This is a genomic window from Ramlibacter sp., assembly GCF_035554825.1.
Lineage (GTDB): Bacteria > Pseudomonadota > Gammaproteobacteria > Burkholderiales > Burkholderiaceae_C > Ramlibacter.
In genome coordinates this window covers 1-21623 of the sequence record NZ_DATMHS010000093.1, presented here as the reverse complement: position 1 = coordinate 21623, position 21623 = coordinate 1, and the positions used below count along the sequence as shown (strand labels likewise).

Below are 21623 nucleotides of genomic sequence, written 5' to 3'. Positions count from 1 at the left end.
CCGCCTTGAACTGCGCGTCATGCGTGCGGCGTCTGCGCGATTGAGATGTTTGCGATTGCATTGCTGTCCATCAATTTTTGATGGACAGCATCGTCACTGGCGCGTCAGCGCAAGACAAGGTGGGATGGCTGGACGCTCACGGCGTATCGGTGACCGCCGCGGTGAGGCGGGCAAGCGTGAAACGCGGGCGAAACGGGTGTGGCACGGCGTCTGGCATCTGGTGAGGCGGCCCTACGTCCTGGGCGTTGGAGTACTGGTCGTTGGAACGTACGCCCTAAATCCCTTGTATGAAGAAACGCTTGCGCTTGGGAGCATGGGGGAAATTACGGTGCCTACCCGACACGTCATCTTCACCACCGACGCGCCAATGCTCGTTGGGGATTACGTCTTTACGCTGCTGTGGCAAATCGCGCTCTTCGGCTTCCTGTACTGGAAGGCGAGGAGGTAGGCCAGAAGATGATCTCGCCTGCGCCGCATGACTGAAAGCTGACGCGCTCCGCACTGATTCGGCTCCCAACCGCGCCCCCAGTCCCAGTGACTCGGGGCGTTTTTCTTTGTCTGCAACTTGAAAGGACCGTAGATGCTATGGATCGTTCCCGCGGCTGTTGCCGCCTTCACCTTGATGGAGATGGGTGCCATGTCCGTCCGCGTGGCAGTACTCGTGTTCATCAGCAGGGCGCTGATCGTCCTGGTCGTAGTGCTCGCCCTCTGGATCGTGTTCTGGTGGCATCGCTCTGCACGGCGGAAACGCAGCCCCACGCCCCTCTTGCCCCGCGGCGAATAGCCAATCACCTGCCGCACGCCAAGCGAGTGCCCGGCGTTGAAATCATTCCCAAATCTATAGGAGAGAACCGTGTCGAACATTGACCGAGATGCGAACTGTAGGAGGTGCGCGGATGCAGCTTGTTCGTGACGGCGCGTCGGCTGCCGCGCTCGGTGATGCCGGCATGCGGGTGCTCATCGAACAGCGGTTCACAGCGTTGCGAGCGGACGAGGCGGAAGACCTCTGCTACTTCATCGTCGTGGAGGAGGGTGACACCGCGGAGCACCTGGGCGAGCACCTCGGTTTCTCAATCCTGCACAGCCGACTCGATGACCTCCGTTTCGATGAACCCGGTTTCCACCGTTGGTGGGAAGTGCTGGAGGAGCACCCCAGCTGCTACGAGATGGTGATCGTCCTCAGCGACGACGGGGCGGGAGTCGAGGTGCTCGTCCCGAAACTCCCCGGCATCGACCCTGACCTCATGGCCTTGTGCCGACGGCATACGACCCGTGCGCAGGAGCCTGCCGCATGACGCACCCCACACCACCACCACAGCCACCTTCGGGTGGCTTTCTTGTTTCTGGAGCCCGCATGACCCCACTGAGCCCGATCGTCGAAGCCCTTGTCTGCCGCCTGGACGACAACCTGCGTGAAGCCTTCGAGGAGCGCGCCGGAATCCTGCAGTTCGAGGCCGGCAACCCCCGTGACCTCGCCGAGCCCCTCGCATTGCTCGATGTCGTCCGGATGCACCCCCTGGCCGTCGCAGGAGTGGTGTGCCTACGTGGTGCCGTTGCCGGGGTACCTGCGTACGTCATTGCCGGCGACGAGGCAGGCGCGAGGGCTGCTCTGGCTGCCTTAGGCGGTGCAGGCGGGGCCGCGGTGGACCTGTCAGGGGTCCTGGGTCAGCTGGGTGGCGCGGCTCGCCTAACAGCCCTCCCGTGAAACCGAGGAAATCCGCGTATCTGCAATGAAGGACTTCGGCCCTTCTCACATCAACCAACCTCAAAGGAGCATCACTTGAACACGCAATCTGATTCCGAGCCGCGCATCCTCAAGATCGCCACCTGCCCGTCGCTGTCCGGCCGCACCTCCATCACGTACCACCTCGGCTGCCGAGACAAGGACGACGTGTGTTTCCGCATCTGGGACACCAGCGGCAAGGGCGTCTTCAGCAAGGAGTGGGTGTGCGCCTCCGACATCCAGCGGGTCCTCGGCCAATGTGCCTCGATCAACGCGACGTCACTGCTGCCGGTCTTCAAGGTCGGACGGTCGGTGAACACCGCGGGGTTCCTGCTCGCAGCCCTCAAGCACGAAGGACTGGTCGCGCTGTCCCCCGACGAGGCCCACCGCTACGTGCGCATGCAGTCCGAGCAGTTCGTTGCCGAAACGGCTGCCCTGCTCAAGTCGGGTGTCAGCCTGGACCCCGTCAAGGACGCGCCCGCCCCGGGTGAAGGAGGAAAGAGGGGAAGGCGGAAGCCCAGTGTCCCGGCCTGGGCCGCCCCGGTGGAGTCCGCGGGCGAATAGGAGCCGCATGCTCGTTTCGATCGCAACGCTCTCCGCTGCCCTCCTGATGGCGGCGCTGCTCCCGCTCCACCGCGCCATCGCTCTTGTCGGCACCTGCGTCCTGCTGGCCCTCTACCCGATCCCGTCACTCGTGGCGATTGCCTCCATGGCCGCCGCATACCTGTCCATCACCCTACTTCGAAGGAGACCCCGCAATGGCATACGAAGACTGCCTCGCTCGCGTTATTGATGTCGTCCTGGCCCGGGACCTGCCCGATGAAGCCCTTGGGCGAGCCCTGGCTGACGAGGCCGAGCTGCTGTCCGGTGAGATGCATGACCAGGACTAGCGGTTCGACCTAGCACCCACATCCCCCCTTCCCGCCTTCTCCCCCTTTCCAGACCGCGCCTCAGAACACCTGGGGATCCGCCACGAGCGGAGGCATGCGTGCGTCCGGATTTTGGTGGAGGGAGCCAACCACTCAATGACCATGACATCCACTGCGACCATCTACCGCGAAACCCTGAACACCGAGCAGCGAGCCACGCACACCGGCAAGCTCTTTGGCGTGCGCGTCCTGCACGTCGAATCATTCGCCTTCGATACCGCCGCCAGCCTTTCCACCGACTACGACGGCGGGTACTGGCAGTTCTACGCGCTGAGCAACGGCGGGTTCTACATGGCGCCGGACATCGATCTGCCCTTCCGCGTGGCCTGCGACAACGGCTTCGAGGGCCCGCTGTCCGCCGACGCCTTCGGGATCACGGTGTGCCTGTACGCGTACAGCCTGCTGTCGTTCTCGGCCGACCTGACGTTCGCGGCGACTTGCGCGGGGCAGTACTACGCGCTGCGGGCCTATGCCGCGGAGCACGAGGAGGCTGCGGCGATCTTCCGGGCGTGCGATTAGGGGCGTATGGGGGATCGGCCGTGCCTTGGGGGAGGTGCAGCCGTTCTCACCGCTCGAATCAAAAGTGAGTACGAAAGAGTTGCTTTACACCAGGGGACGCTACAGCTACTGACGTCCGCGCACGTCGGGCATGTCACCCCACGTCGAGCAATCGAAAGGACGTCGGGCGCCATAGCCAAGTCGGGCGCGTCGGTCACGTCGGGCGTCTCCAAGAGACGTCGGCGCATCTCCCTCGTCGGGCGTGTCACTGACGTCGGGCAAAGGTGCGACTGGTGCGCAGCAACCTCCGTCAGAGCCCCCCGAGCGACAGCACAACCCGCACTTTGGGCGAACGCTGACCTCGGGGGTTGGTGCGGCTTCGGCCGATCGATAACTACAACACAAGGAACTCACTTTTGGACAATGACAACGACTCACTGCGGAGCGCCGCTGACGCTCAAAACCCGCCCCAGGCACCCGCCGGGCCCGCCGCGGCCGATTCTCCGATCAAGCACCACGGCGAAGGTGGTGAAGCCGGTCAAGGGGGGGCTGTGGCAGGCCCACCGACTCCTCCAAACCTCGTCACCAATGCTGCGTTCGCGCAGGCGGTGTACCAGGCGGTGCCAGACGGGGCCGTCCCGGCGGTCTGCACGAAGGCCGGCGACCCGGAACGTGGTCCTTGGCCTGCGCTGCCCCTAAGTGCCGCCCATGCACGATGCATCGCCAGCAACAACAACTATCTCAACTGTTCCTCGTTTCGACCTGAGGGTGATCAGCAAGTGCGCGCTCGCAAGCAGGACTTCGCGGCCTGTCACTTCATCCTCCTGGATGACCTGGGCACCAAGATCTCGATGGAGTTGCTCGGCGACCTGAAGCCATCATGGTTGTTGGAAACGAGCCCGGGCAACATGCAGGCCGGCATCCTCTTCAAGGAGCCGATCACCGATGCCGCGACCGTGGACGCCCTGCTCGCCGCAATCATCGATGCAGGTCTGTGCGACCCCGGAGCCTCGGGACCCGCGGCGCGGTGGGCACGACTGCCGATAGGCGTTAACGGCAAGCCAAAGTACCGAGTTGACGGAAAGCCCTTCGTGTGCAGGCTGGTCGAGTGGGCCCCCGAGCGTCGCTATACGGGTGATGAAGTCGCACAACTGCTCAAGCTCGATCTGAAGAAGCCGCAGGGCAAACCGAAGGCGGCGGCACAAAACCGGCGCACCGGCGGCGACTACAACGCTGCCTATACGCCATCAGCCGCGGAAAACCCGGTCATCGCCGCACTCAAGGCGGAGGGCCTCTACAAGCGCTCGCTGGGTAGCGGCAAGCATGACATCACCTGCCCGTGGGTCCAGGAGCACACCGATTCGCAGGACACGGGCGCCGCCTACTTCGAGCCTGACGCGGCCCACCCAGTCGGCGGCTTCTGCTGCCAACACTCCCATCGCGACACGTATCACGTCGGAGAACTACTGCGTTACCTCGATGTGGACTTTGCCTCGGCGCGGAATCGGCCATGCATCACCGTCACACCCGGCGGACTGCATGCAGCCGTCGATGCAGCGGAGCGCGTGCTGGCAGACAGCGGCAAGTACTACGAGGCCGGTGGCCTGATCGCGACGATCGGCAAGGACCCTGAAACGGGCGATCCCAAGATCGTGCCGGCCAATGCATCAACGCTCACCCTGGAGCTGTCGCGGCTGGCGGAATGGACGGTCGAGACACAGAACGGTCCTCGCCCGACCGACCCACCCCCCAAGCACATCAAGGCGCTGCACGAGCTTCAGACCTTCAAGTACCTGCCCGCACTTACTGGATTCGCGCGCCAACCGTACTTCCGGGAAGACGGCGGCCAGCTGATCACCGAGGCAGGGCATGACCCGGCATCGGGCAGGTTCGGCGTATTTGCTGCGGAGCGCTACCGACTTCCCGAGCCCACCCTCGCGGCGGCCAAAGAGGCGTTGGCCTTGATGAAGGGGCTCTTGAGCGAGTTCCACTTCGCGTCCGAGCAGGATCGGGCGGTCGCCCTGGCGGCCATGCTCACAGCAGCCGTGCGGCCAACGCTCCCGCTGGCGCCAGCTTTTCACGTTCAGGCTTCGACGCCGGGCAGCGGCAAGACGTACCTGTGCGAACTGATCGGACTCTTTGCGGGCCCCGCGCCAAACCAGAAGGTGACCTATCCGGCCAGCGCCGAGGAGGCCTCCAAGATGATGCTGGCGGTACTCATGCCAGGGCCGGCCGTCGTAGAGTTCGACGACATGGACAGCGACTGGAAGCCGTTCAGCGCCATCAAACGAGTGCTCACGGCGTCGGTTTCCTCCGACCGCATCCTGGGCCTCAGCAAGACGGCGACGGTGAGCACGCGCACGCTCTTTCTCGCGTCGGGCAACAACGTCGGGCCAGTTCGCGACCTTTTGCGGCGCGTCCTGACGATACGGCTAGAACCGCAGGTTCAGTCCCCCGCGACGCTCCAGTATCAGGGCTCGCCGGTGGACCGGCTGCGGCGGAATCGAGAGCGCTATGTCGCGGCTGCCCTGACGATCATCCGAGCCTGGCAGGCGGCGGATTCCCCCCGCGCCGGGAGTCGCATCGCAAGCTACGGAGCAGCGTGGGCCGACTACTGCCAGCATCCGCTGGTGTGGCTGGGCGTTGCTGACCCGGTGGCGACCATCATCGCGCAGCTGGCCAACGACTCCGACAGCGAAGCGCTTGGTCGCTTGATGACGGTCTGGGCCAAGACGTTCGGCGAGAAGCCGGTGACGGTGCGCAAACTGAAGTCGGCGGCGACGCTGAACGAGGATCTGTTCGACGCGGTCAGCGAGTTTCCGGTCACGCAATCTGATGGCATCAACCCCTCAAAGATGGGCTGGTTCCTCAAGAAAAACAGTGGGCGGATCGTAGACGGACGCAAGTTCCAGCGCGTCGACGCCGCTGACCGGACCGCTTGGGCGTTGGTCCCGGCCGGACAGGTTGCCGCCTTACCGCCTTCACCACCTTCGGCTACGCCCCTGCAAGCTGCCGGGGCTGAGGACGAACTCGACCTCGAATTAGTGGCGTTCTCGTTCTGACGCTGCACCCCACAACCCTTAGCTGGCGGACTGACGCATTACGCGTCGGTCGCTGGCGTCGTTCTACTTTTTTTTGGAGACACATTCATGACGACCACCAACACCGACCAGGGGTCAAACCTCTCCCCTGCAATTGGCGACGCGCCCTTCTGCGACATCCCCTTTGGACCTCGGCCTCGCGGCAGTTCCTCACACCCTGGCCTGATCCTCAGCGGGCGCTATTGGGTGGAGCAGGGCTACTTCGAGTTGGCGTGGCGGCTGGTCTGGGCGCACTTCCGCCGCGTCGACTGGAGCCGCAAACAGACCGCTGAGAGCCTGTGCAACGACCCGGACTGGAAGGACCGGCGCCGCGGCGATCGGCTGAAGTTGGGCCGCTGCATCAAGTACTTCGCCGACAACGGGCTGCTGCCCATCTGGGTCTGCAACCCCGGCAAGAGCGGCAAGCGCAAATACCAGCTGATCACGACCTGACCCCCCCCGGCGGGCACCCCGCCATCCCACAACTCAGCCGGCACCTGACGCATTGCGCGTTGGGCGCTGGCCCTCATCCACATTCCTTGAAGGAACCCATGACAATTATTCAGAACCTAGACCAACACTACATCGACCACGAGCTGCGTTGCCCCGAAGGCAAGAGCCGCATCGAGATCGTCGATCCCCATCGCACCGGCCTGTACATCGAGGTGCGTGCCGCAAGCCCCGGCGCGGGCACCTACTACCTGCGCTACAAGGATTCAGCGGGCAAGACCTGCCACGAGAAGATCGGGCGCACCACCGAGGTGAACCTTGGCGACGCACGAGCCGCCGCAGTGCAGCGCAAGGCCACCTTGGCGAGGACCATCGGCAGGGTACCGGCGGCCGCGCCTGCGAAATCGGTGCCGATTGCAAGCCCCCGACCTGCGGATGCCGGCTTGACCCTCGAAACGTTCATGACGGAGCACTACTTCCCGCATGCCAAGGTGCACAAGCGCTCCTGGGCGCGGGACGAGCAGCTCTATCGGCTGCGCATCAAGGCAAAGTTCGGCGACCTGCCGCTGTCGGGCATCACCCGGTTGGAGGTGCAGCGGTTTCAGAATGCGCTGGTCGCAGAGGGCCTGTCCAACGCCTCCGTGAACCACCATGTCCAACTTCTGCGGCGTATCTGCAACCTTGCCGTGTCGTGGGAGCTGCTGTCAAAGAACGTGCTGGCCCGCATCCCCCTGCTGACGCTGGACAATCAGATCGAGGGTTTCCTGAATGAGCAACAGGTGACCAGCCTGGTCGCGGTGCTGAAGACTGACGCCAACCGGACGGTGAGTCTGATTCTGATGTTTCTGCTGGCGACGGGCGCACGTCTCAACGAAGCGCTCTGCGCCGAGTGGAAGCAGGTGGATCTGGAGAACGCGGTCTGGAAGATCCCGGCGACGAACTCGAAGTCGAAGAGGATGAAGCACCTGCCGCTGAACACCAGCGCGCTGTGGGTCATCGAGCAGCTGGACACGCAGGGCACGTCGGAGCTTCTGTTCCCGTCACCGGCCACCGGCAAGCCGTTCACGACGGTCACGCGCCAGTGGTACCGGCTGAGGAAGAAGGCGGGAATCCCGGCGAACTTCCGCATCCACGACCTGCGTCATACCTTCGCCAGTCGGATGGTGTCTGCGGGGCGAAGCCTGTTCGAAGTGCAAAAGCTCCTTGGGCATGCCGACCCCCGCACGACCCAGCGCTATACGTACTTGGCCATGAAGTCGGCCCAGGAAGCGTCGAACGCGGCGGCATTCGCGATCGCATAGCGGTAACTGTGGGAGCGGGGACCGCATGCAGTCGCACTGAGCGGTTCTCCTGGCTCCACTGGCATGTTGCAAAATGTCTAAACGGAGGTAGTCGATCGGGTCAAAAAAGAGAGGGGAATCTGCAATGGTGTTTGTCTACGTGGCGATACTGGTGGTCGGATGGCTCATGGTCTTGTTCGACGCTGAAAGTAGAAGTGTGCTCTTTGTGCTTCCGCTAGTTGTCGGCAGTGGTTGGGCCGCCGTGAAGTTCCGTTCGGGATACCAAAGGTCGGCTGCTGCCAACAATGCTGTGCTGGCTGCCGCGACGTTTCAAACACTCTCAGGCTCGGACCAGATGGCGGTGGAGCGCCGCGCGTTGGAGATACTGGGTACGTTGAGACGACCTGCTCAGGGGCCCGACATGATGATCCACGAGGCCCGCTGGGGCTGGTACGCACTCGCAATGGGTGAGCTTGGCATAAAGCCTGTTGGAGAACTCTCGAACTGGAACCACATTCGAAACCCGCTGCTCGCTCTTCGACCGAACGATCCCTATGTACTGTCGACCATTGAGCGTTTAGAGCGGAAGGGATATCCGGTGAACCGCACGCTCTTCCAGGATGACTAGTTACCGTTTTCTTTGGAGATGGCATGGACGGCGAAGCAAGTAGTTTGCGGCAGAAGATGGTGGCGGTGCTAGGCCAAAGCGGGGAGCAACTCACCTATCGTGCCCTCACGCAGGCCCTCTGGAAGGAGTTCCCGGACTTCCACGCCCACATGTTGTCGCTGTACGAGGGAGACGCGACTGAGGCGCGGCGTAAGCTGCGCATCCGCATGGGCATCGAGGTTCGGGAGCACCCAGAAGTGTTCGCGGCCACCAAGATCGACGGGGTAGTCGTCGTCGGCCTGGCGGCAACCGAAGATGACGTGGCGGTGGAAGTTGAGGAGGAGGAAGAGGAGGGCGAGCAGCAGGTACCTGCGATCTACTGGTACACGTTCCCGGCATACAAGAAGACAGACGGTCCGTACCCGATCAAGATCGGCAAGGGCAGCGATCCGATGGCTCGCATCCTGCAGCAGGTCACTCCCATGCCGGAAAAGCCGGAAGTCCTCGGTACCTTCCTGCATGCGGACGCCGATAACCTGGAGAAAGCCGTGCAGTACGTTCTCAAGGTGCGCGGCAAGCGAAAGTCAGATGCTCCAGGTGCTGAGTGGTTCGTAACGACGCCGCACGAGATCACGCAGCTCGTAGCCCTGATCCTTGGAAAGTGACTCGCCACCAACGCCGCGGAGAGCAGTATGTCGGACCCTGACAAGAGATCGAATGGTCAGATCATCGTGGAATTTGTGCAGAGTGCAGGCAGGCCAGTTGCCCTCGAAGAGCTGGCGCGGCACTTGACCGAAGCGGGCCGCAATCCGGTGAATGCGCGGATGGACGCGACCTGCTACAGCGTCAACATGAACTCGCGCGTGCACTACGCCAGCGGCAAGCCCGAGCGGCGCACCGACGTGGGTAACCGCTACGACAAGCTATTCCGGCAGGCCGATGGCCGGTTCGTCCCCTATGAGCCGGCGGTCCACGGAGTCTGGGAGATCTACTCCGACGACAGCGGCACCAAGCGAGTACGTCTGGCCCTGGAGCCGACGGCGGTAGCGGAACAGGGGGATTCACCTGCGGCGGGGGATACGCCCTCGGAATTGCCGTTCAGCGAGTTCCGGTTTGAGTCGCACCTGCGCGACTACCTGGCGCAGAACCTTCATCTCTTCGATTTTCTTGGTACGCGCTTGCGGCTGTACGGTGAAGGCGGGCAGGGGGTGGAGTTCCCGACCAGGGTGGGCCCTATCGACATCCTGGCGACCGGGGAAGACGGCACGTTGTATGTCCTTGAGCTCAAGGTCAGCCGAGGTGCCGATGCGACCGTCGGTCAGGTACTTCGCTACATGGGTGCTGTCCGAGTCGACATAGCCGCCGGGCGCGTGTGCTCGGCGTGATCGTCGCATCCACGCTCACCGACAAGCTGAAGATGGCCGTGGCGGAGGTCGAGGGTAAGGTGATCGCCGTGGAGTACGAGATGCAGGTTGCTCTGCGCCGGCACACGTGAGCGCCAGTCCCGACCCAGGTTCGGCACGAGGTTCGGTTCGGTTTCGGCAAAGATTCGGTTCGAGTTCGGCGACCCAGAAAACTAGTTCAAAATCTTCAACTTACAAGTAGAACTATGGTTCTCACGTGGATTGAAAATCCGCGTGTCGGTGGTTCGATTCCGCCCCAGGCCACCAGTCTTCAAGCGCCCAACCCACATCGGTTGGGCGTTTTTGTTTGCGCGTGGCGTGCGACGCGCTGCCCACGAGGTGGCGATTGCTGTGCCAGCTTCTCCGTCCAAGCACGGCAGACGGCGCCTCGCAGCCGTGACTTGCCCAGCAGCCTGGGTCGCCGCTCCAATGCCGACGTTACCCGCGCTGGGAAAGCGGTCTCTGCCGCGTCGGCACTCCGCGTCCCGCACAGCGCGCACCATCGGCGACTCACCGACGGGAGGACCTCCTGTGGCCGATCAGCAAACCTCATTCGACGCAGCGAAGTACAAGAACGCGCAGCGAGAGCAGTGGAACAAGGACGGGGCCGCATGGCGGCGCTGGACTCCCACGCTGGATCGATGGTACGGCGCAGCCACCCGCGTCATGCTCGACCTGGCCCGGGTTGCGCCGGGTCAGCGCGTCCTGGACATCGCCGCTGGCGCCGGTGAGCCGGCGGTCAGTGCCGCCGAGCGAGTGGGCCCTGGCGGTTACGTGCTGGCGACCGACATCTCGGAGGGGATCATCGAGCTGGCGCTGCAGGTCGCCCGTGAACGTGGACTTCGACAGATCGAGACGCGCGCCATGGACGGCGAGCAGCTCGATCTCCCCGACGCTTCCTTTGACGCGGTGCTGTGTCGGCTCGGCCTGATGTACATGCCGCACCCGGCAGCTGCGCTCCGCGAGTGGCGCCGCGTTCTGAGACCGGGCGGCCGGGTCGCCGTCGCCGTCTTCTCGTCGCCCGATCGAAACAGCTGGGGTGCGCTGCCCGCGTCCATCATCCGCCGGCGTGCGCAACTCCCGCCGCCGGTTCCGGGGCAACCCGGGCCGTTCAGCCTTGGCGGTCCTGGGGTGCTCGAAGACCTCTTTCGTCAAGCCGGATTTGCCGACCCGGAGGTTCGCGCTGTGCCGGTGCCGCATGCAGCGGCCAGCTCCGCCGACTACGTCCGGGTCGCACGAGAAGCCTTCGGCGGATTCAACGCCATGATGGCTGACCTGCCTCCGCAAGAACGCGAGTCCGTGTGGAACGAAGTGGAAGACGCCATGCGCCGTTTCGAATCGGCCGGCGGGTTCGAGGTGCCGGGTGAATGCCTTGTCGGTGCGGCCACGAGATAACCGCCATGGTGGCGGGCGACGAACGGGCATTCAGTCCAGCCGCCGCTGCGCGTAGCCGATGGACGGGAACTGAACCAGCTCGAACAGGCGGTCGGTCCCGCGCTGGAATGGCGTCGAGTGCATCCGGCCTTCGTACCAGCCATCCGCCAGCAGGCGCGACAGGTTCAGGCTCACGCCGACATACATGTCACGGCGGCGCTCGCCGCCAGGATCGAACCCCCTTGCCCCGTACCCGAGGCCGAATTCGAGGTAGCGCAGGAGCGGCTTTGTGCGCAACCGCGCGAAGCCGTCGGCCTTGACCACCAGGAGATACTTCTGGCCGGAATAGTCGCCGAACGGATTGAAGCCGGAATCTTTCGAGGGGCGATAGGCGACGCGGAAATCGAAAATGGTGTCGAGCTCGGGATGAGTCTCCAGCACCACCCCCAGCGCCGCGCCCGCCAGGTTCATGGCCGCATCCTGCGCGCTGAACTTCCACCGGCGCGAGAAACCGTCTGCCACCTCGACCCCCGTGAAAATCCCCAGCGCCGTCCATGCCGCCAGCCGCACCGAAGCCTCGTGGCTGTTGCCCGCCTCTACGAAGAGGGGCGTCAGCAGTCGCACGGTGCCGTAGTTGAAATACAGATGACCGAGCTTGTCGGCGCCGCCGAACTCCGTGTTGCGACCGAACCAGCCTTCGTTGGTCGTCTTGAAGCCGCCGCCAAAGCCGGTCTTCCACCACTTGGACAAGCCGTAAGCGGTGACGAGCGCTGCGCCTGACCCGACGACGAGCGTGTTGCGCAGCCGAAGGTTCGGGGCAGAGGCGCTGACCCGCGACGGCATGTCCTGCGCCACGCCGGGCGGCGCTGCGGCCATTGCTGCAACGTCGACGTCAGGGTCCTCCGGCAGGTCAGGCGGGCCGGCTACCGCCGCCTGCGGCGCAAGAAGGCAGGCGAAGATGAAGACCGAGCAGAGAGAAGCTCGCGCTGCGATCGGGCCGAGGCGATGATCCATGGCAATGGCCTCCGCTTGCACTCTACAGCCGATCGCGGGCATCGCGGTGCTCGCCGGTGGAGAAAACGACCAGGTCCACGGAAAGAGACTCGTCGGCGGGTCAACGGAACCCGGGCCCCGGCTGACCAACCTCAACAATCTTTCACCGTGAACGGATGAGCCGCCGCCGACTCGCGGTAAGCTCAGCCGCTGGCCGCTGGCCGCTGGCCGCTGGCCGCTGGCCAGCCCCATCTCGTATTCACACTGGAACATTCATGAAAGCAGTTCGCGCAGTCGTTGTCGCCGCCGCCGGCGTCCTGTTCGGGTTGGGCGTGCACGCCCAGGGCAAGGAGCTGGTGGTCGGCTCCAGCGCCACCTACCGGCCGTTCGCCTACGAAAGCCCCACCAAGGAAATCGTCGGCTACGACGTCGACATGATCAAGGCGATCGCGCAAAAGACCGGCCTGCAGATCAAGATCGTCAACACGCCGTGGACCGGCATCTTCGCGGCACTCAACAACGGCGACGTCGACCTGGTGATCTCGGGCGTGACGATCAACGACAAGCGCAAGCAGTCCTACGACTTCACGGCCCCGTACTTCGAGGCGCGCCAGCTGATCGCGGTGCCCAAGGACAGCGCCGTGCGCGGGCTCAAGGATCTCGCCGGCAAGAAGGTCGGCGTGGTGACCGGCAGCACGGGCGACGACGTGGCCTCGCGCGAGTTCGGCAAGACCAGCCCCAACATCCGCCGCTTCGAAAGCACGCCGGTGGTGATTTCCGAACTGGTGAACACCGGCCTCGACGCGGCCATCGGCGACAACGGCGTGATCGCGTTCCGCGTGCAGGAGCACAAGCAGCTCAAGACCGTCAGCGACCCGGGCTTCTCCAAGGAGTACTTCGGGATCGTCGTGAAGCAGGGCAACAAGGCCTTGCTCGACAAGCTGAACACCGGGCTGGCCGCGGTCAAGGCCGACGGAACCTACGCCCAGATCTACAAGAAGTGGTTCCAGGCCGAGGCGCCGGTGCTGCCCGCGAACTGACGCGCTCGGCGCCACGGATGGAGCAGGTTCTCTGGTTCGGGTGGTTCCGGGCCGACATCATCGCGGAGTACGCCGCCCTGTTCTGGCAGGGCCTGCGGATGACGATCGCCGTGACGCTGATCTGCATCGTGCAGGGCACGCTGCTGGGCCTGGCGATCGGCCTGGCCCGCGTCGCCGAGGCGCGCCACGCCCCGGCCCGGCAACTGTGCCGCTACGCATTGCGCTGGCCGGCGACGGTCTACGTCAGCTTCTTCCGTGGCACGCCGCTGTTCGTGCAGATCCTGCTGATCCACTTCGCGGCGCTGCCCTTGTTCGTCAACCCCGCCGACGGCCTGTTGATCTCGGGTGAGACCGCGCGCAACCTCAAGCAGAACTACGGCGCGTTCCTGTCGGGCGTGGTGGCGCTGACGCTCAATTCGGGCGCTTACATCTCAGAGATCTTCCGCGCCGGCATCCAGTCGATCGACCGCGGCCAGGTCGAAGCGTCGCGCTCGCTGGGCATGTCCTTCTCGCGCACGATGTTCCACATCGTCCTGCCGCAGGCGTTCCGCCGCATGCTGCCGCCGCTGGGCAACAACGCGATCGCGCTGCTGAAGGATTCCTCGCTGATTTCAGCGATCGGGCTGGCGGAGCTGGCGTACGCGGCGCGCACGGTGGCGGGGGCGTACTCGAGGTACTGGGAACCCTACCTCACGATTTCGCTCATGTACTGGGTACTGACGCTGGGCCTGGCCGGGCTGGTGCGGCAACTGGAGGCGCGCTATGGACGCGGCGATACGCGTTAGCCGGCTCACCAAGCGCTTCGGCGCCCTCGAGGTGCTGCGCGGCATCGACTGCACCGTGGCGCCGTCGGAAGTGGTGTGCGTCATCGGCCCGTCGGGGTCGGGCAAGAGCACCTTCCTGCGCTGCCTGAACGGGCTCGAGGAGGCGTCGGGCGGAGAAGTGCTGGTCAACGGCGTCTCGGTGCACGAGGCGCAGACCGATCTGGATGCGCTGCGCGCCGAGATCGGCATGGTGTTCCAGCGGTTCAACCTGTTTCCGCACAAGACGGTGCAGGAGAACATCAGCCTGGCGCCGACCAAGGTGCGGGGGCTGGCGGCCGCCGAGGCGCGGCGCCGCACGACGGAGCTGCTGGCGAAGGTCGGACTGCTGGACAAGCTGCACGCCTACCCCAACCAGCTTTCAGGGGGCCAGCAGCAGCGGGTGGCGATCGCGCGGGCGCTGGCGATGCAGCCGCGGATCATGCTGTTCGACGAGCCGACCTCCGCGCTCGATCCCGAGATGGTGGGCGAAGTGCTGGGGGTGATGCAGGCGCTGGCCGAGGAAGGCATGACCATGGTCGTCGTCACGCACGAGATGGCGTTCGCCCGCCAGGTGGCCGACCGCGTGCTGTTCATGGACGAGGGACTGCTGATCGAGGAAGGACCGCCCGCTGCGATCTTCGACCGTCCGCGCGAGGAGCGCACCCGCCGCTTCCTGAGCAAGATGCTCTGACCGCAAGGCGCGCCGCGGGGCGACCCGGGCGCGCCTGTGCGATGCCAGCGGCGCCGCCGCTACACGTTCCACTGCAGCGAATGCGTGATCTGCCAGCTGCCGTCGAGCTGGGTCGCGGCGGTGACCCACACCACCGCATGCGTCGCGGCGCCGCAGCTGGTGCAGGAGAACTTGGCCACCGCCCGGGCGCTCGGCGCGTCGACCAGCCCGTAGTCGAAGTCGAGCCCCAGCGTGCTCAGCTGCGGATGGCGCTGCACGTGGCAGAAGATCTTGTCGGCCGCCGGTGCCAGGTCCCAGAAGCGGTCCTTGGTCGCTACGTGTTCCATGGGCTTGCGCTGCGCATCGTCGCCGGCGTGCCGTCACGGGTGCGCCGGGGCGTGCTCGTGGTCGTCGTCCTCGTAGCCGGTGATCATCGCCTTGATGTGGGCCGTGGGCGTGTGGCCGAGCGTCGCCAGTTAGGGATGGATGAACATGTAGAAGATGAAGAAGATGAAGATCAGCACGTGCACCGTGTCGACAACCCGCACGCCCCCGACCAGGTCGATGTAGTTCGAGAAGCGCTTGACGTCCCACAGCAGCAGGCCGGTGGCGAACTGCAGCGGCAGCAGGAACAGCATCAGGATCTGGTAGAGGGTGCGTTGCAGCGGATTGAACTTGTTGTAGGGGTCGATCTGGTGCGGGTTGCGCTCGCCGCGGAACATCCCGTAGCCGTAGTACTGCATCTGCGCCAGCGACAGCTTGGTCAGCTTCACGATGTTGAACTCGGGGTGGTACGCCTTGTTCCTGTCCGAGAACAGGTAGAACAGCAGCCAGAGGAAGAAGTTGGCGATCAGCGCGAAGGCAACCCAGTTGTGGGTCACCACGGCCGTGCGGAACGACATCAGCTGGAACAGGTCCAGGTACCTGATCTGCACGCCCGTGACGATCAGCACGATGAAGAGCGCCGCGTTGGTCCAGTGCCAGATGCGCACCGGCAGCGGGTTGACATACACCTTGCTCATGATCAGTTCCTCGCTTCGGATGATTCGCTCTGGCCGGCCGCGTGGCGTTCGCGCGCCCGCTTGGCCAGCAGTTTCATGGTCAGGTGGGCGCCCGGCACCAGGATGCCGGCGGCGAGCACCATCAGCAGCAGCACGTCCAGCAGCTTGATGCGGGTGCTGCCGATCGCGTAGAAGCCGCCGACGGAGCCGATCGATTCGACCGAGGTCAGCACGCCCTGGCTCGCTTCGTGCCGCAGGGGGCGGCCGTCCGGGCCGGCCATGCTGACGCTGACGCTCTGGAACGCCATGGCGCCCTGGCGATGGCAGGTGTCGCAGTCCTTGATCCCGCGCGCCTTGCCGGCGAGCTGGTGGGCCTGCTCGCCGGTCTGCACTTCCAGGCGGCCGCGCAGCACCGACTTGCCGGACGAGCCGTTCTGGTTGAACTCCTGCAGCAGGCTCCACAGCGCCCGCGCGTCGAGCCCGGCGCCGGTGCTGTCGGCCCAGTTGGTGAGCTTGACGAACTTGGGCACGCCGACCTTCTCGCTCGATTGCTGCGGCGCTGCGCCCTCGTACAGGCGCAGGTTGACGCGCCGCTTGGCGTCGGGCGAGTGGCAGGCCGGGCACGAGATCGCCTCGAGGTGCCGCTCGGTATTGGGCAGCCAGCTCGCATGCGACGTGGCGACTTCCTTGTGGCAGGAAACGCATTCCTTCTTCAGGTGGTCGGCGAACGCCGCCGCCTTGACGTTGTGCGTGCGGTGGCAGTCCTTGCAGGTGAGCGCTTCATCGCCGGAGCTGCCGTGGACGCTGGCGGCGAAGGCCTTGCCGATTCCCTGGTGGCACTTGTTGCAGACCACCGGCTCGTCGGCGGACGCATCCTTGAGCGACTTGGTCGCGTGCGGGTTGTGGCAGTCGGAGCACAGCGGCGCCTTGTCGCTGCCGGTCTTGACCAGCGCCGAGTGCACGCTGTCCTCGTACTGCTTGACGGCCTTCTTGTGGCAGTCGCGGCAGCTGTCCATCATCTCGAGCGCCAGCGCGCGCCGGCTCTCGATCTTCTTCGGCTGCTTGCCGTGGGCCGCGTCGACGTCGGCGTGGCACGCCTCGCAGCCGCTCGTGTTGTGCACGGATTCGGCGAAGCCCTTCGCGCCGATCTGCAGCGACAGCTTCTCGCCGTTGCCAAGCAGCTTCGCCTGTTCGGGCCGCGCGTGGCACTCGAGGCAGGCCTTGTCTTCCTTCGACAGCTCGGTGGTCTTCGCGTCGGCGGCATGAGCTGGAATGCCGGAAAGGGAAAAGGCCAGCGCCGCGAGCGCGCCCGCACAGGCGCTCACGAGGCGGGGCCAGTTCACGATCGCGCCCGCGGTTCGGCAGGGTGTCATGGAGTCCTCTTGCATGGTGTTCTTGTTGGCGCGGCGGCTCATTCGGCCTTGCCCGCGGCGGCTGGCCTGGCATCCTTCTTGAGGGCGGCGTAGGCGATCATTCCGATGCCCACGAACGGCAGCAGCACGGCGTAGAGGAGGCCGACGAACGGCGCCAGCAGGAACAGGATCATGTTCTTCAGCAGGTTCGGCTTCCTGGCCGGCGCGCTGGGCGCCACTTCCGCGGCGCTGGCCGGCGGCGCCGCGGCGACCTCGGCCCGCGCCAGGGCCTTGGCCGCGCTGTCCTCGATCATTTCGGGCGAGAGCGGCTTGTTGAGGAACTCGGCCACCCCGAGCTCGCGGGCCCGGGCCTCGGTCGGCTGGCTCCCGTAGCCGGTGACGATCACCACCGGCATCCACGGTTGCTGCGCCTTGACGCGCTCGGCCACTTCCAGGCCGTCCATGCCGGGCATGCGCAGGTCGGTGAACACGAGGTCGTACTTCTCGGCCTGCAGCTTGGCCAGCGCCTCGTCGCCGCTGCCGGCGGTGATCACGGCATAGCCCTTGCGGGACAGCACACGGTTGAAGCTTTCGCCAACCACCGGGTCGTCGTCGACGACCAATACCTTGCGCAGTTCACTCATGATGAAGTCCTCGAAAAATCGGGTTGATCCGGCAACCCACCCTGTCCGCCCGAGGCGTCGCCGCGGCGGCCCCCTCCGGCCGTGGCGGCGCGGTCGTTGTGCAGCGCCCAGCGCTTGTGCAGCCAGGCGGCGTTGGAGGCATGGATCACCTGCTCGGGATTGACCGGCTTGGTGAGATAGTCGTAGGCGCCCAGCGTCACGGCCTGCTTGGCCGTCTCGAGCGTGGGATAGCCGGTGATCACGATCACCTCGCTGTCGGGCCACTGTTGCTTGAGCGCCTTGAGCACGGTGATGCCGTCCATTTCGGGCATGCGCAGGTCGAGCAGCACGACGTCGGCCGGCTCCTCCTGCATGGCCTGCGTGACCTGGGTCCAGCTGGCGGCTGCCTTGACCTTGTACCTGGTGTCCGCCAGGATCCTCATGAAGCTGAGGCGCACGACTTCTTCGTCGTCGACGATCAGGATCCGGGCTTGGGGGGTCATGGCGGCGCGCTCGAGGTAGTGCTTGCCTCGTCCAAAGCATCAGCCATGCCACCTGGTTTTCTCGCGCGGAATCAAGGACTTGCGGGCGCGCCGGGGCGGGTGATGGGGGCCGAAGTACATTTTCTTTGTGCACCCGTGCGCACGGCCGGGCGCAAACCCGCCGCAAATTCAACGACTTGCGGGCAGCCGGGTACGGCCGGGCTTTCTATACACCGCGGTGGCGCGGCCGTCGTAGGACGGCGGCCGACAGCGATTCGGCCTGCCTGCCGGGCGACCGCGCGAGTTGGCGCTGGCCACAATGCCAGCCAAGGAGCCGCCATGCCCATCGATTCAACGCCGGAAGGCGCCGAGCTGATGCACCAGCCAGCGCAACCGAGGTATCCCGAACCGAAGCCCGGCCAACAAGCCGAAGACGACCCGGCCGGCGCGACGTCGGCCGAACCGGATCGCGCAGGAGCCCAGGCGCCTGCCGAGCGGCCGGACCCGCGCACGGGCGCCGGCGCTGACGTGGCCGGCTGACGGGGCGCCATCCGATGAGGGAATTCCAACGCATGTCGCCTGACGTCCCAGCGCCGGAATCGGTGCCGCCGGTGGGCAATCCCGATCCGCAGCCGGGCGATCCCAAGCCCACAGCGCCGCCGTCCGAGGACGACAGCCGCCAGGTCGTGCCGGTGGAGCTTCCCGGCCAGCCGCACGCGCCCGAGCGCGTGGGCCGCGGGCGCTAGTCGCGCGTCACGCGCACCAGTTCCTCGCGCGAGGTGATGCCTTCGCGCACGAGGCGCTCGCCGTCGTCGCGCATCAGCGTCATGCCGCCGGCCAGCGCTGCTTCCCGGATCTGCGCCTCCGCCGCGCGCTGGTGGATCAGCGCGCGGATGTGGTCGTTGGCCACCATCAATTCGAAAATGCCGGTGCGGCCCTGGTAGCCGGTCTGGTTGCAGGCAGCGCAGCTCTTGCCATGGCACTGCGGACACAGCTTGCGCACCAGCCGCTGGCCGAGCACGCCCAGCAGCGACGAGCTGAGCAGGAACGGCTCCACCCCCATGTCGGTGAGGCGGGTGACCGCGCTGGCGGCGTCGTTGGTGTGCAGCGTGGCCAGCACCAAGTGGCCGGTCAGCGAGGCCTGGATCGCGATCTGCGCCGTCTCGAAGTCGCGGATCTCGCCGATCATGATCACGTCGGGGTCCTGCCGCAGGATCGCGCGCAGCGCCTTGGCGAAATCGAGGTCGATCTTCGGGTTGACCTGCGTCTGGCCGACGCCGGCCAGTTCGTACTCGATCGGATCCTCCACCGTCATGATGTTGCTGGTGGCGGCATCCAGGCGGCTGAGTGCCGCGTACAGGGTGGTCGTCTTGCCGGAGCCGGTGGGGCCGGTCACCAGGATGATGCCGTGCGGCTGCGAGATCAGGTCCTCGAAGCGCTGCAGCGTGTCGCCGGTCATGCCCACCGATTCGAGGCTCAGCTTCGTTTCGCTCTTGTCCAGCAGGCGCAGGACCGCCCGTTCGCCATGCGCGCTGGGCAGCGTGCTGACCCGCACGTCCACCGCGCGCGTGCCGATGCGCAGGCTGATGCGGCCGTCCTGGGGCATGCGCTTCTCGGCGATGTCGAGCTCCGCCATGATCTTCAGGCGCGAGATCAGCGCGGCGTGCAGGGCGCGATTCGGCCGCACCACCTCGCGCAGCGCGCCGTCGACGCGAAAGCGCACGCTCGAATGCCGCTCGTAAGGCTCGATGTGGATATCGCTCGCGCCGTCGCGCGCCGCCTGGGTCAGCAGCGCGTTGAGCATCCGGATGATCGGTGCGTCGTCGCTGGTTTCCAGCAGGTCCTCGACCGCCGGCAGCTCCTGCATCATCCGCGAGAGGTCGGCATCGTTCTGCACCTCGCTCACGACGGTGGCCGCGCTCGACTCGCCCTGCGCGTACGCCGCGCTGATCCGCTGCGCCAGCGCCGCGGCGTCCAGGATCTGCAGCGACCGCACGCCGAACTTGCGGATCACTTCGGTCAGGGCGGCGCTGGCGGGGCCGTTGCCGTGCCAGAGCGTGAGCTCCCGGCCATCGTCTTCCAGCAGGAGCTGGTTGCCGCGCGCGAAAGCGTAGGGCAGGGGATAGCGCATTCGTTTACTTCGGGGTGGGGGGCGGCACCGGCGTGGTCACCGCCGGCGGCGGCGTCTGCGGCACCATCGGCGGCAACACCGGCGCTGCATTCACGGGCACCACGACGCTCGATTTCGGTTGCGCCCCTCCCTGCAGGCCTCGCATCAGGTCGTAACGATCGAGCGAGATGTCCTGCGTGCTCGGAGCATCGCGCAGCACCACCGGACGCAGGAACACCATCAGATTGGTCTTCTTGCGACTGCGGGTCTCGCTCCTGAAGAGGTTGCCGAACACCGGCACGTCGCCCAGCACGGGCACCTTCTCCTGGTTGCCGGCATATTCGTCCTGAAGCAGCCCGCCGAGCACGACGATCGCCCCGTCTTCCACCAGCACGCTCGATTCGATCGAGCGCTTGTTGGTGATCAGGCCCTGCGGCGAGTTGATCGACGACGGCTGCACGCTCGAGACCTCCTGGAAGATCTGCATCTTCACGGTGCCGTTCTCGCTGATCTGCGGCCGCACCCGCAAGGTGAGGCCGACGTCCTTGCGCTCGATGGTCTGGAACGGGTTCACGGTACCGGAGGTGCCGACGTTCGCGTTGGTGTACTGGCCGGTCACGAACGGAACGTTCTGGCCGATCACGATCTTGGCTTCCTCGTTGTCCAGCGTCAGCAGGTTCGGCGTGGACAGCACGTTGCCGCCGGCATTGGTCTCGAGAAAGCGGGCCAACGCCGCCAGCATGTAGACGCCGTTGGTGTGGCGCACCAGGCCGAGGTTGATGCCGGTGGACGGCGCGGTGCCGGCGGTGCCGCCGGAGGAAACCGCCTGCTGCACGCCCAGGATGTTGGCGCCGCCGATGCTGAAGTTGGTGCCGATCACGCCGATGTTGGTGTTGCCCTTGTGCCCCAGCACGTCCTGCCACTGGATGCCGAACTCGGCGACCTTGTCGGCGTTGACCTCGGCGATCAGGCTTTCCACGTACACCTGCGCGCGCCGCGCGTCGAGCTGGTCGATCACCGCGCGCAGCTGCCGGTACTGCGGCTCCGGCGCCGTGATGATCAGCGCATTGGTGGCCGGGTCGGCCTGGATCTGACCGCCGGTCTGCGGCGGCGCCGCGCCCTGCGTCGGTGCGGTGGCCGGCGTGGAGCCCGCCGCCGCCGCGGCCGTCGGCGCCGCCGCGGGCGCGCTCGCCGCGGCGCCGCCA

The 21623-nt window shown here is 65.7% G+C and carries 26 protein-coding genes; 18 read left to right on the top strand and 8 right to left on the bottom strand.

The window, feature by feature from the left end:
• The 13 genes from VNT59_RS11770 to VNT59_RS11710 form a co-directional block, all read left to right on the top strand.
• Positions 1–448 (top strand): hypothetical protein (locus VNT59_RS11770; RefSeq protein ID WP_325498600.1); only part of this gene is annotated, 448 nt, incomplete at its 5' end.
• 448 nt (positions 449–896) lie between these two features.
• Complete coding sequence (locus VNT59_RS11765) at positions 897–1295, top strand: hypothetical protein (protein WP_325498599.1); 399 nt, start codon at positions 897–899, stop codon at positions 1293–1295.
• A gap of 59 nt (positions 1296–1354) precedes the next feature.
• Positions 1355–1705, top strand: a complete 351-nt coding sequence (locus VNT59_RS11760) for a hypothetical protein (RefSeq protein ID WP_325498598.1) — start codon at positions 1355–1357, stop codon at positions 1703–1705.
• A 75-nt stretch (positions 1706–1780) separates the two neighbouring features.
• A complete protein-coding gene (locus VNT59_RS11755) occupies positions 1781–2287 on the top strand; it encodes a hypothetical protein (RefSeq protein WP_325498597.1) in 507 nt (168 codons plus the stop codon).
• 194 nt (positions 2288–2481) lie between these two features.
• Positions 2482–2613 (top strand): hypothetical protein, encoded by a 132-nt coding sequence (locus VNT59_RS11750; protein WP_325498596.1) that lies wholly within the window; start codon positions 2482–2484, stop codon positions 2611–2613.
• A gap of 141 nt (positions 2614–2754) precedes the next feature.
• Positions 2755–3171 (top strand): antirestriction protein, encoded by a 417-nt coding sequence (locus VNT59_RS11745; RefSeq protein WP_325498595.1) that lies wholly within the window; start codon positions 2755–2757, stop codon positions 3169–3171.
• 395 nt (positions 3172–3566) lie between these two features.
• Complete coding sequence (locus tag VNT59_RS11740) at positions 3567–6212, top strand: DNA-primase RepB domain-containing protein (RefSeq protein ID WP_325498594.1); 2646 nt, start codon at positions 3567–3569, stop codon at positions 6210–6212.
• Positions 6213–6299: 87 nt separating this feature from the next.
• Positions 6300–6683: a hypothetical protein gene (locus tag VNT59_RS11735; protein ID WP_325498593.1), complete on the top strand. Its 384-nt coding sequence runs from the start codon at positions 6300–6302 to the stop codon at positions 6681–6683.
• A 98-nt stretch (positions 6684–6781) separates the two neighbouring features.
• Positions 6782–7981 (top strand): tyrosine-type recombinase/integrase, encoded by a 1200-nt coding sequence (locus VNT59_RS11730; protein WP_325498592.1) that lies wholly within the window; start codon positions 6782–6784, stop codon positions 7979–7981.
• A gap of 124 nt (positions 7982–8105) precedes the next feature.
• Positions 8106–8588 (top strand): hypothetical protein, encoded by a 483-nt coding sequence (locus tag VNT59_RS11725; RefSeq protein WP_325498591.1) that lies wholly within the window; start codon positions 8106–8108, stop codon positions 8586–8588.
• 23 nt (positions 8589–8611) lie between these two features.
• The gene (locus VNT59_RS11720) at positions 8612–9232 is read left to right on the top strand and encodes a GIY-YIG nuclease family protein (RefSeq protein ID WP_325498590.1); all 621 of its coding nucleotides are present in this window, start codon (positions 8612–8614) and stop codon (positions 9230–9232) included.
• A gap of 27 nt (positions 9233–9259) precedes the next feature.
• A complete protein-coding gene (locus VNT59_RS11715; RefSeq protein ID WP_325498589.1) occupies positions 9260–9952 on the top strand; it encodes an endonuclease NucS domain-containing protein in 693 nt (230 codons plus the stop codon).
• Positions 9953–10501: 549 nt separating this feature from the next.
• Positions 10502–11365, top strand: a complete 864-nt coding sequence (locus tag VNT59_RS11710) for a class I SAM-dependent methyltransferase (RefSeq protein ID WP_325498588.1) — start codon at positions 10502–10504, stop codon at positions 11363–11365.
• A gap of 30 nt (positions 11366–11395) precedes the next feature.
• On the opposite strand, the gene VNT59_RS11705 is transcribed toward VNT59_RS11710, so the two are convergent.
• Positions 11396–12358: a DUF2279 domain-containing protein gene (locus VNT59_RS11705; protein WP_325498587.1), complete on the bottom strand. Its 963-nt coding sequence runs from the start codon at positions 12356–12358 to the stop codon at positions 11396–11398.
• Between the two features lie 254 nt (positions 12359–12612).
• Between VNT59_RS11705 and VNT59_RS11700 the strand changes: the two genes are divergently transcribed.
• The 3 genes from VNT59_RS11700 to VNT59_RS11690 are packed head-to-tail and all read left to right on the top strand — an operon-like array spanning position 12613 to position 14871.
• Positions 12613–13377, top strand: a complete 765-nt coding sequence (locus VNT59_RS11700) for a basic amino acid ABC transporter substrate-binding protein (protein WP_325498586.1) — start codon at positions 12613–12615, stop codon at positions 13375–13377.
• A 17-nt stretch (positions 13378–13394) separates the two neighbouring features.
• Complete coding sequence (locus VNT59_RS11695) at positions 13395–14162, top strand: amino acid ABC transporter permease (RefSeq protein WP_325498585.1); 768 nt, start codon at positions 13395–13397, stop codon at positions 14160–14162.
• Positions 14140–14871: an amino acid ABC transporter ATP-binding protein gene (locus VNT59_RS11690; protein ID WP_325498584.1), complete on the top strand. Its 732-nt coding sequence runs from the start codon at positions 14140–14142 to the stop codon at positions 14869–14871. The genes VNT59_RS11695 and VNT59_RS11690 overlap by 23 nt, the downstream gene beginning before the upstream one ends.
• A gap of 59 nt (positions 14872–14930) precedes the next feature.
• Here the strand turns inward: VNT59_RS11690 and VNT59_RS11685 are convergent, their stop codons facing one another.
• The 5 genes from VNT59_RS11685 to VNT59_RS11665 form a co-directional block, all read right to left on the bottom strand.
• The gene (locus VNT59_RS11685; RefSeq protein ID WP_325498583.1) at positions 14931–15197 is read right to left on the bottom strand and encodes a hypothetical protein; all 267 of its coding nucleotides are present in this window, start codon (positions 15195–15197) and stop codon (positions 14931–14933) included.
• A 129-nt stretch (positions 15198–15326) separates the two neighbouring features.
• Complete coding sequence (locus VNT59_RS11680) at positions 15327–15872, bottom strand: cytochrome b/b6 domain-containing protein (RefSeq protein WP_325498582.1); 546 nt, start codon at positions 15870–15872, stop codon at positions 15327–15329.
• Between the two features lie 2 nt (positions 15873–15874).
• Entirely contained in the window at positions 15875–17224 is a 1350-nt protein-coding gene (locus VNT59_RS11675; RefSeq protein WP_325498581.1) for a cytochrome c3 family protein, read from the bottom strand.
• Positions 17225–17262: 38 nt separating this feature from the next.
• Positions 17263–17847 (bottom strand): response regulator, encoded by a 585-nt coding sequence (locus tag VNT59_RS11670; RefSeq protein ID WP_325498580.1) that lies wholly within the window; start codon positions 17845–17847, stop codon positions 17263–17265.
• On the bottom strand, positions 17844–18329 hold the full coding sequence (locus tag VNT59_RS11665; protein WP_325498579.1) for a response regulator: 486 nt from the start codon (positions 18327–18329) through the stop codon (positions 17844–17846). The genes VNT59_RS11670 and VNT59_RS11665 overlap by 4 nt, the downstream gene beginning before the upstream one ends.
• Before the next feature lie 318 nt (positions 18330–18647).
• Here VNT59_RS11665 and VNT59_RS11660 point away from each other — a divergent pair, with 318 nt between their 5' ends.
• Positions 18648–18848, top strand: coding sequence for a hypothetical protein (locus tag VNT59_RS11660; RefSeq protein ID WP_325498578.1), 201 nt, complete (start codon positions 18648–18650; stop codon positions 18846–18848).
• 32 nt (positions 18849–18880) lie between these two features.
• A complete protein-coding gene (locus VNT59_RS11655) occupies positions 18881–19054 on the top strand; it encodes a hypothetical protein (protein ID WP_325498577.1) in 174 nt (57 codons plus the stop codon).
• Here the strand turns inward: VNT59_RS11655 and VNT59_RS11650 are convergent.
• Both VNT59_RS11650 and gspD read right to left on the bottom strand, forming a co-directional pair.
• Positions 19051–20439 (bottom strand): GspE/PulE family protein, encoded by a 1389-nt coding sequence (locus tag VNT59_RS11650; protein WP_325498576.1) that lies wholly within the window; start codon positions 20437–20439, stop codon positions 19051–19053. The two genes, VNT59_RS11655 and VNT59_RS11650, sit on opposite strands and share 4 nt — an antisense overlap.
• A 4-nt stretch (positions 20440–20443) precedes the next feature.
• Positions 20444–21623 (bottom strand): type II secretion system secretin GspD (gspD, locus tag VNT59_RS11645; RefSeq protein WP_325498575.1); only part of this gene is annotated, 1180 nt, incomplete at its 5' end.